Source organism: Kitasatospora sp. NE20-6, assembly GCF_045862635.1.
The window spans coordinates 89,343-104,198 of the sequence record NZ_BPRL01000004.1; the positions used below are offsets into that span (position 1 = coordinate 89,343).

The 14,856-nt window shown below is 75.7% G+C and carries 12 protein-coding genes and 1 pseudogene; 5 read left to right on the forward strand and 8 right to left on the reverse strand.

The window, feature by feature from the left end; translation table 11 throughout:
• Positions 1 to 107: 107 nt before the first annotated feature.
• A complete protein-coding gene (locus SNE206_RS04670; RefSeq protein ID WP_407912057.1) occupies positions 108 to 356 on the forward strand; it encodes a hypothetical protein in 249 nt (82 codons plus the stop codon).
• Here the strand turns inward: SNE206_RS04670 and SNE206_RS04675 are convergent.
• Positions 329 to 949 carry an HAD family hydrolase gene (locus SNE206_RS04675; RefSeq protein ID WP_407912058.1) on the reverse strand — a complete coding sequence of 207 codons (621 nt, stop codon included), beginning with the start codon at positions 947 to 949 and terminating at the stop codon, positions 329 to 331. The genes SNE206_RS04670 and SNE206_RS04675 overlap by 28 nt on opposite strands.
• 350 nt (positions 950 to 1,299) lie before the next feature.
• On the opposite strand from SNE206_RS04675, the gene SNE206_RS04680 reads away from it, so the two are divergent.
• The gene (locus SNE206_RS04680; RefSeq protein ID WP_407912059.1) at positions 1,300 to 1,683 is read left to right on the forward strand and encodes a cold-shock protein; all 384 of its coding nucleotides are present in this window, start codon (positions 1,300 to 1,302) and stop codon (positions 1,681 to 1,683) included.
• A 7-nt stretch (positions 1,684 to 1,690) separates the two neighbouring features.
• Here the strand turns inward: SNE206_RS04680 and SNE206_RS04685 are convergent, their stop codons facing one another.
• The 4 genes from SNE206_RS04685 to SNE206_RS04700 form a co-directional block, all read right to left on the reverse strand.
• Positions 1,691 to 2,536, reverse strand: coding sequence for a 1,4-dihydroxy-6-naphthoate synthase (locus SNE206_RS04685; RefSeq protein ID WP_407912060.1), 846 nt, complete (start codon positions 2,534 to 2,536; stop codon positions 1,691 to 1,693).
• On the reverse strand, positions 2,529 to 3,272 hold the full coding sequence (locus SNE206_RS04690) for a futalosine hydrolase (protein WP_407912061.1): 744 nt from the start codon (positions 3,270 to 3,272) through the stop codon (positions 2,529 to 2,531). The genes SNE206_RS04685 and SNE206_RS04690 overlap by 8 nt, the downstream gene beginning before the upstream one ends.
• A gap of 11 nt (positions 3,273 to 3,283) precedes the next feature.
• Positions 3,284 to 3,805: a hypothetical protein gene (locus SNE206_RS04695; RefSeq protein WP_407912062.1), complete on the reverse strand. Its 522-nt coding sequence runs from the start codon at positions 3,803 to 3,805 to the stop codon at positions 3,284 to 3,286.
• 115 nt (positions 3,806 to 3,920) lie between these two features.
• A complete protein-coding gene (locus SNE206_RS04700) occupies positions 3,921 to 5,336 on the reverse strand; it encodes an MFS transporter (protein ID WP_407912226.1) in 1,416 nt (471 codons plus the stop codon).
• A 390-nt stretch (positions 5,337 to 5,726) separates the two neighbouring features.
• Between SNE206_RS04700 and SNE206_RS04705 the strand changes: the two genes are divergently transcribed.
• Together SNE206_RS04705 and SNE206_RS04710 are read left to right on the forward strand one after the other, a co-directional pair.
• Positions 5,727 to 6,608: a DUF3027 domain-containing protein gene (locus tag SNE206_RS04705; protein WP_407912227.1), complete on the forward strand. Its 882-nt coding sequence runs from the start codon at positions 5,727 to 5,729 to the stop codon at positions 6,606 to 6,608.
• 118 nt (positions 6,609 to 6,726) lie between these two features.
• Positions 6,727 to 10,020, forward strand: coding sequence for a sacsin N-terminal ATP-binding-like domain-containing protein (locus SNE206_RS04710; RefSeq protein ID WP_407912063.1), 3,294 nt, complete (start codon positions 6,727 to 6,729; stop codon positions 10,018 to 10,020).
• Here SNE206_RS04710 and SNE206_RS04715 read toward each other — a convergent pair.
• The 3 genes from SNE206_RS04715 to SNE206_RS04725 all read right to left on the reverse strand — a co-directional run bounded on the left by SNE206_RS04715 (position 10,008) and on the right by SNE206_RS04725 (position 13,199).
• Entirely contained in the window at positions 10,008 to 10,325 is a 318-nt protein-coding gene (locus SNE206_RS04715; RefSeq protein WP_407912064.1) for a hypothetical protein, read from the reverse strand. The genes SNE206_RS04710 and SNE206_RS04715 overlap by 13 nt on opposite strands.
• Positions 10,326 to 10,353: 28 nt before the next feature.
• Positions 10,354 to 12,807 carry an HAD-IC family P-type ATPase gene (locus tag SNE206_RS04720; RefSeq protein WP_407912065.1) on the reverse strand — a complete coding sequence of 818 codons (2,454 nt, stop codon included), beginning with the start codon at positions 12,805 to 12,807 and terminating at the stop codon, positions 10,354 to 10,356.
• A gap of 83 nt (positions 12,808 to 12,890) precedes the next feature.
• Positions 12,891 to 13,199, reverse strand: a complete 309-nt coding sequence (locus SNE206_RS04725) for a DUF2530 domain-containing protein (RefSeq protein ID WP_407912066.1) — start codon at positions 13,197 to 13,199, stop codon at positions 12,891 to 12,893.
• Between the two features lie 238 nt (positions 13,200 to 13,437).
• Here SNE206_RS04725 and SNE206_RS04730 point away from each other — a divergent pair.
• Positions 13,438 to 14,832 (forward strand): annotated as a pseudogene (locus SNE206_RS04730) (NCS2 family permease); the annotation flags it as partial.
• Positions 14,833 to 14,856 lie beyond the last annotated feature (24 nt).

Genomic DNA, 14,856 nt, shown 5'->3' on the forward strand with positions numbered 1-14,856 from the left:
GCGGGATTTCCGGGAGGACTCGGCGCACAGGGTGAACCTCCCCCCGCCGTTCGGCGGGGGCGTTCTGCTGCGAGACTGACGGATGTCCGTGCTGTGAGGAGCCTGTTGTGAGCAATCCGTCCGCCGACCGCGGTGACGCCCTCGTCCGCGCCGGGGTGATCGTCTTCGCCGCCGGCGCGGTCGCGACCCTCGTGACGTTCGTGCCGCTGTTCTTCGACCTGACACCGCTGCCGTCGGCCGCGTACTGGCTCTGCATGCTGATGCCGGCGGGTTTCCTGCTGTCGATGGCGGGCGTGCTGGCGTCGGCCCGGGCGCAGAAGCGCCGGGCTCAGGCCGGGACGCAGCCCGCGCGGTAGCCGGCGAGCCAGTCGGGGAAGGCCGTGAGGTCGTCGAGGACGACGTCCGCCCCGGCGGCCCGCAGCGCGTCGGGGCCGTACGGGCCGGTCGCGACGGCCACGGCGACGGCGCCGGCGGCGCGGGCGCCGACGATGTCGCCGAGGTGGTCGCCGACGTACACGTCCGCGCCGTGCTCGCGCAGCGCGTCGCCCTTGGTCTCGGCCCAGAGGTCGCCGACGAGGACGTCCGCGTCGAGACCGGCGTGGTCGAGGTGGAGCCGGGCGTTCGGCTCGTACTTGCCGGTGATCACCGCGACCCGCCCGCCGTGGCTGCGGACCGCGGCGACGGCCTCCCGGGCGCCGGGCAGCAGCACGGTGGGGGCCAGCGCGTGCTCGCGGTACATCTCCCGGTACCGGGCGGCGACCGCGTCGAGCCGCTCGGCGGGGAACCAGTGGGCGAGCTCCTGCAGGAGCGGCGGCCCGAGCCGGGTCACCGCGAGCGCGCTGTCGATCGGGGTGCCGGTCTCCGCGGACAGCGCGTCGTACGTGGCCCGGATGCCGGGCCGGGTGTCGAGCAGCGTCATGTCGAGGTCGAAACCGACGGTGAGGGCCATGCGGTCACCCTATGCGCTGCGGGCGGGCACGTGGTGTCCGTCACTGCCCGCAGTTCTCCGGGGACGCAAAGTTTCGACCGCGGGCCGGGCCGGGTATGCAGCCCTCGCACGGGGTTGATCGGTTGCCCCGCTTCGTCCGGGGGGTGCTCGCCAGTGGATCGCGTCTCGCCGCGTCCCGGCCGCTCCCGGCCCCCGTCCCGATCGTGCGCCGCTCGCGAGTGAGCGTCGAGGGATCGTTAATCTGCTGAGCGACGCCGTCCGTCCGCGTAGGGTGGTCGGCCCGCCGTCCGCCCGGCGGGGCCGGTCCACGGCCCGTTCCCCGCCCACACCCACACCGAGGACAGTTCGAGATGCCCACCGGCCAGGTCAAGTGGTTCAACGAGACGAAGGGTTTCGGCTTCCTGTCGCGCGACGACGGGGGAGACGTCTTCGTCCACACCAAGGCGTTGCCCGCCGGGGTCACCACGCTGCGGCCGGGCCAGCGCGTGGAGTTCGGCGTCGTCGCCGGTCACCGCGGTGACCAGGCGATGAGCGTCACGCTGCTGGAGGCCCTGCCGTCGGTGGCCGCCGCCCAGCGCAAGAGTCCGGACGACATGGCGCCGATCGTGCAGGACCTCATCACGACGCTCGACGCGGTCCTGCCCGGCCTGCAGCGGGGACGCTACCCGGCCAAGCCGACCGGCCAGAAGCTGGCCGTGCTGCTCCGGGCGGTCGCCGACCAGTTCGACGTCTGACCCGCGCTCAGCGGGCGCGCAGCGCACCCGGGTCGACGGAGGGCACCAGGCCCTCCCCGGCGGCCCGGGTGAGCAGGGCCTCCACCGCCGCGTAGCCCTCCTCGCCGAGGTCCGCGGTGAACTCGTTCACGTACAGCCCGATGTGCTGGTCGGCGACGGCCGGGTCCATCTCCTGGGCGTGCGCGAGCACGTACGGCCGGGAGCTCTCCGGGTCCTTCCAGGCGGCCTCCACGGAGGCGCGGACGGTGTCGGCGAGCTCCCGCAGCCGGTCGGCGCCCAGGGACCGGCGGGCGACGATCGCGCCGAGCGGGATCGGCAGGCCGGTCGCCCGCTCCCAGGCCTCGCCCATGTCGGCGAGGCTGTGCAGCCCGTACTGCCGGTACGTGAACCGGGCCTCGTGGATGACCAGACCGGCGTCGACCCGGCCGTCCCGGACGGCCGGCATGATCTCGTGGAACGGCATGACGACGATCTCCCGGAAGCCGCCGGGCACCGCCCGCGCCGCCCACAGCCGGAACAGCAGGTACGCGGTCGAGCGCTCGCTCGGCACCGCCACCGTGCCGCCCGTCAGGTCGGCGCCGGGCTCCCGGGTGAGCACCAGCGGCCCGCAGCCGCGTCCGAGCGCCCCGCCGCACGGCAGCAGCGCGTACTCGTCGAGCACCCAGGGCAGCTGCCCGTAGCTGATCTTCAGCACGTCCAGCTCGCCGCGTTCGGCCATGCCGTTGGTGACGTCGATGTCGGCGAAGAGCACCTCGGGTGCGTCGGCGCCGGGCACCAGGCCGTGCGCCCAGGCGTGGAAGACGAAGGTGTCGTTCGGGCAGGGCGAGTACGCGACCCGCAGCGGCTCAGCCATCGGCGGACTCCTGGAGCAGTTCTCGGTACGGCAGCGCCGCGAAGGCCCGCTCCAGGGCCTCCAGCGCCTCCTTGATCCGCCACGCCGCGCGGTCGCGCGGGCCGACGGGGTTGGACACGGTCCTGATCTCGAAGGCGGGCACCCCGAACAGCGCCGCCGCCTCGGCGACCCCGAAGCCCTCCATGGCCTCCGCCGCCGCACCCGGGTGGCGGGCCGCCAGTTCGGCCGCCCGTCCCGCGCTGCCGGTCACCGTGGTGACGGTCAGCACCGGGCCGGCGGCGGCGTCCAGCGCCGTCGCGAGCCGGGCCACCAGCGGCGGCGCCGGGACGTGCCGGACCCGGCCGAAGCCCAGCGCCGCGACGTCCGTGAAGCCGTCCGGCGTCTCGGCGCCCAGGTCGGCCGCCAGGATCGCGGACGCGACGACCACGGAGCCCACCGGCGCGACGCCGGGGAAGCCGCCCGCGATGCCCGCCGACACGACCGTCCGGTGGCGGCGGCCGGCCAGCACCGCCGCCGTCGCCGCGGCGACCGAGGCCGGGCCGACCCCGCCCGCCAGGACGTCCACCGGAATGCCCGAGGCGTGCACGGTCCGGTGCAGCGTCCCGCCGGGCCCCGCCACCGGGCGGGCGGCGGCGCCGACACCGCGCAGCACGGCGTCCGCCTCGGCCTGCACGGCGACGACGACGAGCAGCCCGGCCGCGGGGCCGGACTGCTCGTCGTCGTGGTGCTGGCCCATCGCCGGAACGGTCAGCTGTCCTTGGTGTTCAGGTCGAAGTACCAGATGCCGAGGATCTCCTGGGTCTTCTGGTCGGCCTCGACCACGGTCACCAGGGTCTTGCCGGTCGAGTTCAGCACCGTGGAGGCCGGCACCGAGCCGGACCAGGTCGTCCCGCGGGAGTCCTGGGCGAGCGGGGCCTGGCCCTGCGAGCCGCCGTCGGTGAAGGCGAACCAGCCGCGGTCGGCGACGCCGGTGGGCACGCCCACGCCGATCCGGTCGCTCGCACGGACGTCCGAGGTGGGCAGGGAGCCCTTGTCGCGGGCCGTCTTGGCGTCCGCCTGGCACTTCGCGAGGGCGTCCTGCCCGAGCGCCTTGCCGCCGTTGTCGCAGAACGGCGCAGAGGTGATCGAGGAACGGCCGACCGTCAGGGTGGCGACGTTCTCGTCGGGCTTGCCCTGGTCGCTGGCGTGCCAGACGGAGAAGCCGACCGTGCCGGCGCCGATCACGACCACGGCGCCGAGGGCGGCGATTGCACGGGTGCTGAGGCTCATGGGCAAGAGGCTACCGGGCATTCGTGATCACGCGACGCGGGGGTGGCCGACGCGCAGGCCCGTGCCACCCCCGGCCGAGCGGTCCGGCCCGCGCCGGCCCGGCCGGGCGGCCGGCCTACGCCACCCGCGGCCTGGCCGCCGGCCCGCGCAGCCCCACCTTGAACAGCGACCGCAGCGTCCACAGCAGCATCAGCCCCATCGCCCCGGCGGCCGTCGCCAGCCCCAGCGTGGGGTTCAACGGCATGGAGATGCCCACCACGCCGCCCGCCACCCAGCACAGCTGCAGGATCGTCTCCGAGCGGGCGAAGGCCGAGGTGCGCACCGACTCCGGCACGTCGCGCTGGATCAGCGCGTCCAGCGCCAGCTTGCCGAGCGACGCCGCCATGCCCGAGGCCGCCGCGAACACCGCCACCGTGACCAGGCTGTACCAGAGCGCCGCCGCACCCGCCGCGAGCGCGGCCAGCAGCAGCATCGCCGTCACCGTCGCCTCCGAGCCGCGCGTCCGCAGCCACGACCCCAGCACCGACCCGAGCGCGTTGCCGACGCCCGCCGACGCGGCCACCACGCCCAGCGCCGCCGTCGACGGCAGGCCGCCCACCGGGTCGTTGCGGATCAGGAACGCCAGGAACATCACCAGGAAGCCCACCAGTCCGCGGAGCCCCGACACGCCGCGCAGCGCCAGGATCACCGACGGGCCGACCGCGCGCAGCCGGGCCCGCGACCGCTTCGGGCCGTGCTCGTCGGCGTGCAGGACGGCACGCTGCTCGCCCTTCGCGGAGTCCACCTTGTGCGGCAGGTGAAACGCCATCAGCGTGCCCACGACGAACACCAGGAACGCCCCGCGCAGCGGCCACCCCGGCCCCGCCAGGTGCAGCAGCCCGCCCACCCCCGCCGCGACCATCGTCGCCAGCAACCCGGCGAGCGTCACCCGCGAGTTCGCCTTGACCAGCGACAACTGCGGTGGCAGCAGGCGCGGTACGACCACGCTGCGCACCACTCCGTACGCCTTGGAGGCGACCAGCACCCCGAGCGCCTCCGGATAGAGCGCGAGGCCGCCGCCCGAGATCGAGCCGGCCATCGTCCACGCCAGCACCGCCCGGGCGAGCATCGCGATCGCGATCGCCGACCGCCGGCCCTGCGGCAGCCGGTCCAGCAGCGGCCCGATGACCGGCGCGAGGAGCGCGAACGGCGCCATGGTGATGAGGAGGTACAGCGCGACGCGGCCGCGGGCCTCACCGGTGGGCACGGAGAAGAAGATGGTGGACGCCAGTGCGATGGTGATCAGCATGTCGCCGAAGGAATTCAGCGCGTGCAGCTCGATCAGCTTCGCCAGGCCCGACTCGCCCGCGCCCTCCGCGGAGGTCGCCCGGCGGATCCGCCGCCCGGTGCCGTGCACCACCCGCCCGGTCCGCACGCCGGCCGCCGAAGCCCCGCGGACCAGCACGTTCTTCGCCCGTCCGGCCCGCGGCGGGGCCGTCCCGCCGTCGGGCGGAGCGGGGTCGCCGGCGGAATCAGGCTGCTGCGGCGGCACAGCCGTCGCCCCGGTGGGGCCATCCGGCTGCGGAGCGTCCACGCCGTGCTGCGAGGGAGTCTCGTCCGCCACATACGCCATCCTGCCCGAGAACGTCCCTCCGTACGACCGAGACCGCGCACGGCTTCCCCGGAGTCGTGCCGCCGCCCCGGGCTGTGCCCGGACGCCGACCGGCGGGTAGCCTGCACCAAGCACGTACGGGCGGGACGCACCGCGCGGGGGCGGCGCGGCCGGTCCCGGGGACGGGTCCGGGTCGCGCAGAATAGAGGTGCCCCTCGTGCAGATTCCGGCGGCGGGCGGGGCATGACTCCCCCGGACGGCCCGCCGGGCCGTGCGAGGGTGACCGCCGGACAACAGGACTGGGAGAGAATCGACGCCGTGAGCGCTGCGATGCGAAGCCGTACCCCCGACCGGCTCTGTGCCGAAGCCGTGGAACTCGCCCGCCAGGCCGCCGTCGAGATGGTCGGCCCGGAGACCGTCGGGGCCTCCCTCGGCGTGCGCGCCGAGGCCGACCGGGTCGTCACCCACTCCTTCGAGTGCCTCGACGCCGCCTACCGGGGCTGGCACTGGGCCGTCACCGTGGCCCGGGCCCCGCGGGCCAAGAACGTCACCCTCGACGAGGTCGTCCTGCTGCCCGGCGAGGACGCGGTCCTCGCCCCGCAGTGGGTGCCGTGGAGCGAGCGGCTGCGGCCCGGCGACATGGGCCCCGGCGACCTCCTGCCGACCGGCGCCGACGACCTCCGCCTGGAGCCCGGCTGGAGCGGCGAGGACGAGCCCGCCCCCAACTCCGTGTTCGGCGAGGCGGCCGACGAGGACGTCGTCCTCAGCGACCCGCACGTGCAGCCGGTGCCCGCCCGCGCCCGGATCGGCGCGATCGCCGAGGAGCTCGGCCTGGCCCGCCCGCGGGTGCTCTCCCGGCTCGGCCTCCACCTGGCCGCCGAGCGCTGGGACTCCACCTACGGCCCGCAGACGCCGATGGCGCAGGCCGCCCCGGCGAACTGCGACAGCTGCGGCTTCCTCATCCCGATCGGCGGCTCGCTCGGCCAGGCGTTCGGCGTGTGCGGCAACGAGTTCGGCCCGGCCGACGGCCAGGTCGTCGCGTTCGGCTACGGCTGCGGAGGCCACTCCGAGGCCGCCGTGCTGCCCGCCCCGCCGACCCCGTCCGAGCTGATCCTCGACGAGACCGTCGTCGAGCCGCTCACCCTCCACCCCGACCGCACCGGGGGCTCCGTCGAGCCCGACGCCCCCGCCGAGGAGCTCGGCCACTCCTGACCCGCCGTCGGCCGCCACCGCGACCCGCGCCGTCCCCCGGTCCGAAGTCCGCTCCGGACAGGGGAGAATGCGGACCGTACGCAGCGCAGGGTGCAGACGGCGGAAGGCGGCAGGGCCAGTGGAGCCTCGGATCATCGGCGGTACGGACGGACAGGCGACGGACGTCTTCGACACGGCAGGGCTGCGCCGCCGGGTGCTGGACGCCTGGACGGCCGCCCCCGCACGCTTCCGCGAGGACGCCAACGCCGAGGAGGAGCTCGCCCTCGGCGGCTACCGCGACCGGCTGATCGTGGAGCTCGCACAGAACGCCGCCGACGCGGCCTCCCGGGCCGGCGGCGCCCCCGGCAGGCTCCGCCTCACCCTGCACGAGGGCGTCCTCGCCGTCGCCAACACCGGCGCCCCGCTGGACGCCACCGCCGTCGAGTCGCTCTCCACCCTCCGCGCCTCCGCCAAGCGCGCGGAGGACGGCACCCCGACCGTCGGCCGCTTCGGCGTCGGCTTCTCCGCGGTGCTCGCCGTCACCGACGAGCCCGCCGTGCTCTCCACGCACGGCTCGGTGCGCTGGTCGCTCAGCGAGGCACACGCCCTCACCGAGGCCCGGCCCCAGCTCGCCGGGGAACTGCGCCGCCGCGAGGGCCACGTGCCGCTGCTGCGGCTGCCGTTCCCCGCCGAGGGCGCCGCCCCCGACGGCTACCACACCGTGGTCGTCCTGCCGCTGCGCGACGCCGCGGCCGAGGACCTCACCCGGCGACTCCTCGCCGACATCGACGACGCGCTCCTGCTCACCCTGCCCGGCCTCGCCGAGATCGTCGTCGAGACCTCGGCCGGGGTCCGCACCCTGACCCGGTCCGCCGACGCGCCGCGCCCCGACAACCTCACCACCGTCACCATCACCGACGGCGACCGCCGTACGGTCTGGCAGACCGCGGGTGCCCAGGGCGCCGTCACGGCCGACCTCCTCGCCGACCGCACCACCGAGGAGCGCGCCCGCCCGTTCTGGTCCGTCACCTGGGCCGTGCCCGTCTCCGACTCCGGCGTGCCGCAGCAGCTGCGCACCGCCGCCGTCGTGCACGCACCCACCCCCAGCGACGAACCGCTCGGCGTCCCGGCGCTGCTGATCGCCGGATACCCGCTCGACCCCACCCGGCGGCACGTCGCACCCGGCCCGCTCACCGACTTCCTCACCCAGCGCGCCGCGGACGCCTACGCCGACCTGCTGCGCGCCCGCGGCGGCGACCTCGGCTCGCTCTCCCTCGTCCCCGGCCCCCTCGGCAGCGGCGCCCTCGACAACGCGCTGCGCGCCGCGATCCTCGACCGGCTGCCCGACACGCCGTTCCTGCCGCACCCCGGCCCCGTCGAGGAGGGCACCCCGGCCCTCCGCCCGCGCGACGCGACCCTGCTGGAGGGCGCCGACACCTCCGTCGTCGCCGCACTCGCCCCGATCTTCCCCGGCCTGCTGCCGGCCGGCCTGGAGCGCCGCCCCGAGCTGCGCGCCCTCGACGTCCGGCGGGTGCCGCTGGCCGAGGTCGTCGACCAGCTCGGCGGCCTGGAGCGGGAACCCGCCTGGTGGCGCAACCTCTACGCGGCGCTGGCCGGCGCCGACCCGGAGTCGCTGGGCGCGCTGCCCGTGCCGCTGGCCGACGGCCGGACGGTGACCGGGCCGCGCCGCGTCCTGCTGCCCTCCGACGCCTCCGACTGGGCCGGTTACGAGGGGTACCCCGAGACCCTCGCCGAGGCCCTCGGCCTGCTCGACCTGCGGCTCGCCCACCCGGAGGCCGCCCACCCGCTGCTCGCCAAGCTGGGCGCGGCCACCGCGACCCCGGCCGGCGTGCTGGACACCCCCGAGGTGCAGGCCGCCGTCGCCCGCTCGCTGGAGGTCGGCGAGGACGACTTCGACGCGGCCGTCGACCTCGCCGACGCCGTCCTCGCGCTGGTGAAGGCCGCCGAGGCCTCGCCCGGCGACCGCCCGTGGCTGGCCCGGCTCGCCCTGCCGGACGACGAGGGCGAGCTCAGCCGCGCGGGCGAGCTGATCCTGCCCGACAGCCCGCTCGCCGCGCTGGCCCGCGAGGGCGACGCCGCGTACGTCGACGAGGACCTGCTGGAGCGCTGGGGCCCCGACGTGCTGGCCGCCGCCGGTGCGCTGGCCGGCTTCGTCCTCGTCCGGGCCGAGGACGTCGTGCTCGACCCGGACGACCTGGAGCGCCTCGACCCGACCGCGCCCGCCGACCGGGCCGCCGGCGGCGCCCCGACCGGGCTGCTCGACGAGGCCCCGGACGGCCTCGCCGAGTGGTGCGAGGACACCCTGGAGGCCCTGCACGCCGACGACGCCGGCGAGCTGGGCGTGCCGCCGGTCGCCGCCGAGCTGCTCGCCGTCCGCGACCTCGACCTGGTCGACGACTCCGCGTGGCCCGAGGCGCTCGCCGTGCTCGCCCGCCCGCCGTACCGGGCGGCCGTGGTCGACCCGGTCCGCACCCTGCTGCCGGACGGCCGGTACGTCGACCTGCCGCCCTACACCGCGTGGTGGCTGCGCGACCACCCGGTGCTGGACGGCCGCGAGCCCGCCGGGCTGCGCGCGGCCGGCGCCGACCCGCTGCTGCGCGGCCTCTACGACGAGGCGCGCACCACCCTCGACGAGACGTTCCTGCACGCCCTCGGGGTGCGCACCACCCTCGCCGCGCTGCTCGCCGAGACCCACGGACCGGACGAACTGCTCGACCGCCTCGTCGACGAGGTCTCCGAGGTGTCCCACCGCCAGCTGCACGGCATCCACACGGCGCTGGCCGCCCTGCCGGCCGACCGGGTCGACCCGCCGGACGTCGTCCGCGCGCTGGCCCCGCTCGACCCGGAGATCGGCCGCCGCCCCGACACCACCGTGATCGTGGACGCCTCCGAGGCGGTCGTCGCCGACGCCCCCGACCTCGTCGCGCTGCTCCACGACCACCCGGTGCTGCCGGTCGCCCCGGAGTTCGCCGCGGCGCTCGCCGAGCGCCTGCACGTCTCGCTGGCCAGCGAGGTGGCGGGCGGCCGGGTGCTCTCCGAGGGCGCCCTGCACCGGGTGCCCGCGGTCGTGCGCGAGCTCCTGCCGGGCTGCCCGGCGGTGTACGAGGAGCACGACGAGCTGCTCGTCGTCGGGCCGGACGGCGGGGAGGCGCACGTCGACTGGCGCTGGGACACCGCCGCCGAGGCCCCGGAGGCGCCGTACGCCCCGGAGGACGCCGAGCCGGGCGACGAGGACGACGAGTTCGAGGTGCCGCCGGTGCCGGGGCTGCTGCACGCGGCCACGCCCGAGGGGCTGGCGGCGGGCCTCGCCTGGTCGGTCGGCCAGTGGCACCGCCGCTTCGAGGTGCTCGCCGCGCTCGCCGAGCCGGACCGCGCCTACGAGCTGCTCGCCGCCCGCGACTACGAGTCCTGAGCCGCCCGGCCCGCTCCGCCCCGGCCCGCCGCGCCCGGGGCGGAGCGGGCCCCGGCGGCTCCGGCCCCGGCGGCTCCGGCCTTGGCCTCCTGGGCCGCCCTCGCCGCCCGTGCCGTCCGCAGGGCGCGGGCGGCCGGGCGCACCCGCAGCCGGTGGTACGTCCCCAGCGTCGCCGTGGCCGCGGCGACGGCCGCCGCCCAGGTCGGCAGGTGGACGAGCGCCCCCAGCAGCCAGCCGCCGAAGAGCGTCGCCAGGCCCGCGCAGAAGGCCATGAAGGCCTCCAGCTCCCCGCCCCTGCGCCCCATCCCGCGCCCCCCTCCGTCCGGCGTGAGGCTACCCGGCCCGCGCCTCCGCGAAGCCCTCGCCGCCGTCCTCCGGCGGGTCGGTGCGCAGCACCACGATCCGCCAGGTGATCTCCAGGAGCACCCCGGCGACCCCGGCGATCAGCACACCGGTCAGCGGGCCGCGCACGCCGACCAGTTCCAGCTGGAAGAAGTCCGACAGCCACGGCACCAGCAGCACCAGCGCGAACGCCCCGCCCATCGCGGCGATGAGCAGCAGCCGCCACCACGTGTACGGCCGGGCGACGATCGCCAGCACCCACATCGCCACGAGGAACAGCGTCAGCGTCGCCACGCTGGTGTCCGCCTCCAGCCCGGTGGACGTGTCGAGCCGGGCCAGCATGTACGCGGTGAAGCAGGCCGTGCCCGCGATCACCCCGCCCGGCACGGCGAGCCGCAGCACCCGCCGGACGAACCCGGTGCGGGCCCGCTCGTTGTTGGGCGCCAGTGCGAGGAAGAACGCGGGCACGCCGATCGTGAGGGTCGACAGCACGGTGGAGTGCCGCGGCAGGAACGGGTACGGCACGTGCGTGCAGACCACGAGCAGGGCGAGCAGCACCGAGTAGACCGTCTTCACGAGGAAGAGGTTGGCGACCCGTTCGATGTTGCCGATCACGCGTCGCCCCTCGGCGACCACGGAGGGGAGGGTGGCGAACGAGTCGTCGAGCAGGACGATCTGCGCCACCGCCCGGGTGGCGTCGCTGCCGGTGCCCATGGCGACACCGATGTCGGCGTCCTTCAGGGCGAGCACGTCGTTGACGCCGTCGCCGGTCATAGCGACGGTGTGGCCCCGGGACTGCAGGGCGGCGACGAGTTCGCGCTTCTGCTGCGGGGTGACCCGCCCGAAGACGGACGTGCGGTCGGCGAGGTCGGCGAACTCGGGGGAGCCGTGCGCCGGGAGGGTGCGGGCGTCCACCGGCTGCTCGGCCCCGGGCAGGCCCAGGTGCGTGGCGACCGCGCCGACGGACACCGCGGCGTCGCCGGAGATCACCTTGGCCCGCACCTGCTGGCCCTCGAAGTAGCGCAGGGTCGCGGAGGCGTCGGAGCGCAGCCGCTGCTGCAGCACCACCAGTGCCGCGGGTTCCAGCCCGGCGGCCGGGTCGGGCGCGTCCAGCGGTACGGCCGAGCGGCCCAGCAGCAGCACCCGCAGTCCCCGGGCGCCCAGGGCGTCGGCCTCGCCGAGGGCGGCGTGCCCGGAGGGCAGCAGCACGTCGGGGGCGCCGAGCAGCCAGCTGGCCTCGCCGCCCGCCGGGTCCGCGAGCCGGGCCGCGCTCCACTTGCGGGCCGAGGAGAACGGCATCGCCGCGAGCACCGGCCGCCGGCCGTCCGGGGGCGGCCCGCACGCGTCGATCACCGCCTGCATGGACGCGTTGGGGCGGGCGTCCGCGGCGCCCAGCGCGGCGAGCACCTCGCGCAGCACCTGCCGGTCGGCGTCGGTGACGCGGCCGTCGGTGAGCGGCCGCAGCTCGACGAGGTCCATGCCGCCCTCGGTGAGGGTGCCGGTCTTGTCGAGGCAGACGGTGTCGACCCGGGCGAGGCCCTCGATCGCGGGCAGCTCCTGCACGAGGCACCGGCGGCGGCCGAGCCGCACCACGCCGATCGCGAAGGCCACCGAGGTCAGCAGCACCAGTCCCTCGGGGACCATCGGCACGATGCCCGCCACCATGCGGCGGACGGCCTCCTGCCAGTCGCGGCCCTCGACCGCGAGCTGGCTGATGACCAGGCCCACCGCCGTGGGCACCAGCAGGAAGGTGATGAAGCGCAGGATCTGGTCGATGCCGGTGCGCAGCTCGGAGCGGACGAGGGTGAACCGGCTCGCCTCCTCGGCGAGCTGGGCGGCGTACGCCTCACGGCCGACCCGGGTGGCGGTGAACGCGCCGGAGCCGGCGACCACGAAGCTGCCGGACATCACCTGGTCGCCGGGCCGCTTCAGGACGGGGTCGGGTTCGCCGGTGAGGAGCGACTCGTCGATCTCCAGCCCGTCGGCCTCGGCGACGGAGCCGTCCACGACGACCTTGTCGCCGATGGCCAGCAGCACGGTGTCGCCGAGCACGATCGCGGAGGTGGCGACGGTCTGCGCGGTGCCGTCGCGGCGTACCCGCGGCCTGGCCTCGCCGATCAGCGCGAGTCCGTCGAGGGTCCGCTTGGCGCGGAGCTCCTGGACGATGCCGATCAGCGTGTTGGCGACGATGACGAGGCCGAAGAGGCCGTCCTGGACCGGGCCGACGACCAGGATGATCGCGAACATCACGCCGATGATGCCGTTGAAGCGGGTGAAGACGTTGGCGTGGACGATCTCGCGGGTCGAGCGGCTGGAGCGGACGGGGACGTCGTTGACCTCGCCGCGCGCGACCCGCCGGTCGACCTCGGCCGCCGTGAGCCCGCCGTGCCGCCCGCCCGGGCCGGGGTTCCCGGCCTCGGCCATGCCCTCCGCGGGATGCGTCATGGCATCGACTCTAGGTGGGCGGAATGTCCGGTGCGCCGGTTGTGCGGCGTTCGGGCTGCGGGGGAGGGGCGGCCCCCGGGGGATCAGTCCAGGTGCGTGGCGGGGCCGTCCGGGGCGGGGCCGTCGGCGCCGGTGGCGGCCCCGGCCTCCGCGGCGCGGGAGCGACGGATGGCGTCCCGGCGGGCCCGGCAGTACCAGAGGCCGATCAGCCCCAGCAGGCCGCCCGACAGGCAGATCCACGGCCAGCTGCCGTGGCCGTGGTCGGAGAGCGCGCCCTGGAAGGGCAGCAGCACCACGAACGCGACGAACCACAGCACCGTGCCGCCGCCGACGATCGCGACGTCGTTGGCCTCCAGCGGCGGGGGCGAGGGGCGCAGGGGGGTCTTGGCCATGGCCCCTAGGGTACGGGGGCGGGTGCGGGCTGCTGCGGAAGGCCCGGGCGGAACGGCCCGCGCCGGGTAAGGGGCCTTTTCTACGCGCGAAGATGGCGCGTGCACGAGCGAAAACTCATACTGGACATTCCGGTTGCTGTCCGCGCGTCCGTCGGACCGCCCCCCCAGGCCGCCGGTGGACCAGGCAGCGCCGCCACGGTCCCTCCCCGTGCCCCCCACCACCCGCGAGGACCCCCGCATGCCTCCGAAGGCCCAGTCGACCCCCGTGGCCGACGCGCCCTCCCCCGCTCCGAAGCCCTCCGCCGGAGCCCTCGACCGCTTCTTCCGGATCTCCGAGCGCGGCTCCACGCTGCCCCGCGAGCTCCGCGGCGGCGTCGCGACCTTCTTCACCATGGCCTACATCCTGGTGCTGAACCCGATCATCCTGGCCAGCGCCACGGACATGAACGGCGCCCACCTCGACAGCGGCCAGCTGGTGACCGCCACCGCGCTCACCGCGGGCCTCACCACGCTGCTCATGGGCGTCATCGGCAACGTGCCGATCGCCCTGGCCGCGGGCCTCGGCGTCAACAGCATCGTGGCCCTCCAGCTCGCACCCCGGATGACCTGGCCCGAGGCCATGGGCATGGTGGTGCTCGCCGGCATCGCGATCATGGTGCTGGTCGCCACCGGCCTGCGCGAGCGCGTGATGAACGCCGTGCCGCTCGGCCTGCGCAAGGCCATCGCCATCGGCATCGGCCTCTTCATCGCCCTGATCGGCCTGGTCGACGCCGGCTTCGTCAGCCGCATCCCCGACGCCGCCCACACCACCGTGCCCCTGCAGCTCGGCGGCACCGGGCACCTGGTCGGCTGGCCCGTGCTGGTCTTCGTCGTCGGCCTGGTGCTCACGCTGGTGCTGATGGTGCGCAAGGTGCCCGGCGCCATCCTGATCAGCATCGTCGTGGCCACCGTCGTCGCCCTGGTGATCGAGCAGGTCGCGAACATCGGCCAGGGCTGGGGCCTCACCGTGCCGACCTGGCCCGGCAACCCGGTGGCCGCCCCCGACTTCGGCCTGATCGGCGACGTCGACCTCTTCGGCGGCTTCCAGCACGTCGGCATCCTCACCGGCGTGCTGTTCACCTTCACCGTGCTGATGTCCTGCTTCTTCGACGCGATGGGCACCATCCTCGGCGTCGCGGACGAGGCGCACCTGCTCGACGAGAAGGGCGACCTGCCCGGCATCAACAAGATCCTCATGGTGGACGGCATCGCCACCGCGGCCGGCGGTGCGGCCTCCTGCTCCGCCAACACCTGCTACGTCGAGTCCACCGCGGGCGTCGGCGAGGGGGCCCGCACCGGCTTCGCGTCGATCGTCACCGGCGCGCTCTTCCTGGTGGCGCTCTTCCTCACCCCGCTGGCCACCATGGTGCCCGCGCAGGCCGCCACCCCGGCCCTGGTCGCCGTCGGCTTCCTGATCCTGGCGAACTCGATCCGCGAGATCGACTGGGACGACTGGACGATCGCGATGCCGGCGTTCCTGACGATCGTCATGATGCCGTTCACCTACTCGATCACGAACGGCATCGGCTTCGGCTTCATCTCCTTCTGCATCCTGCGCCTGGCCGTCGGCCGCGGCCGCGAGGTGCCGGTCGCGTTCCGCGGGGGAGGCCGCCGCGGC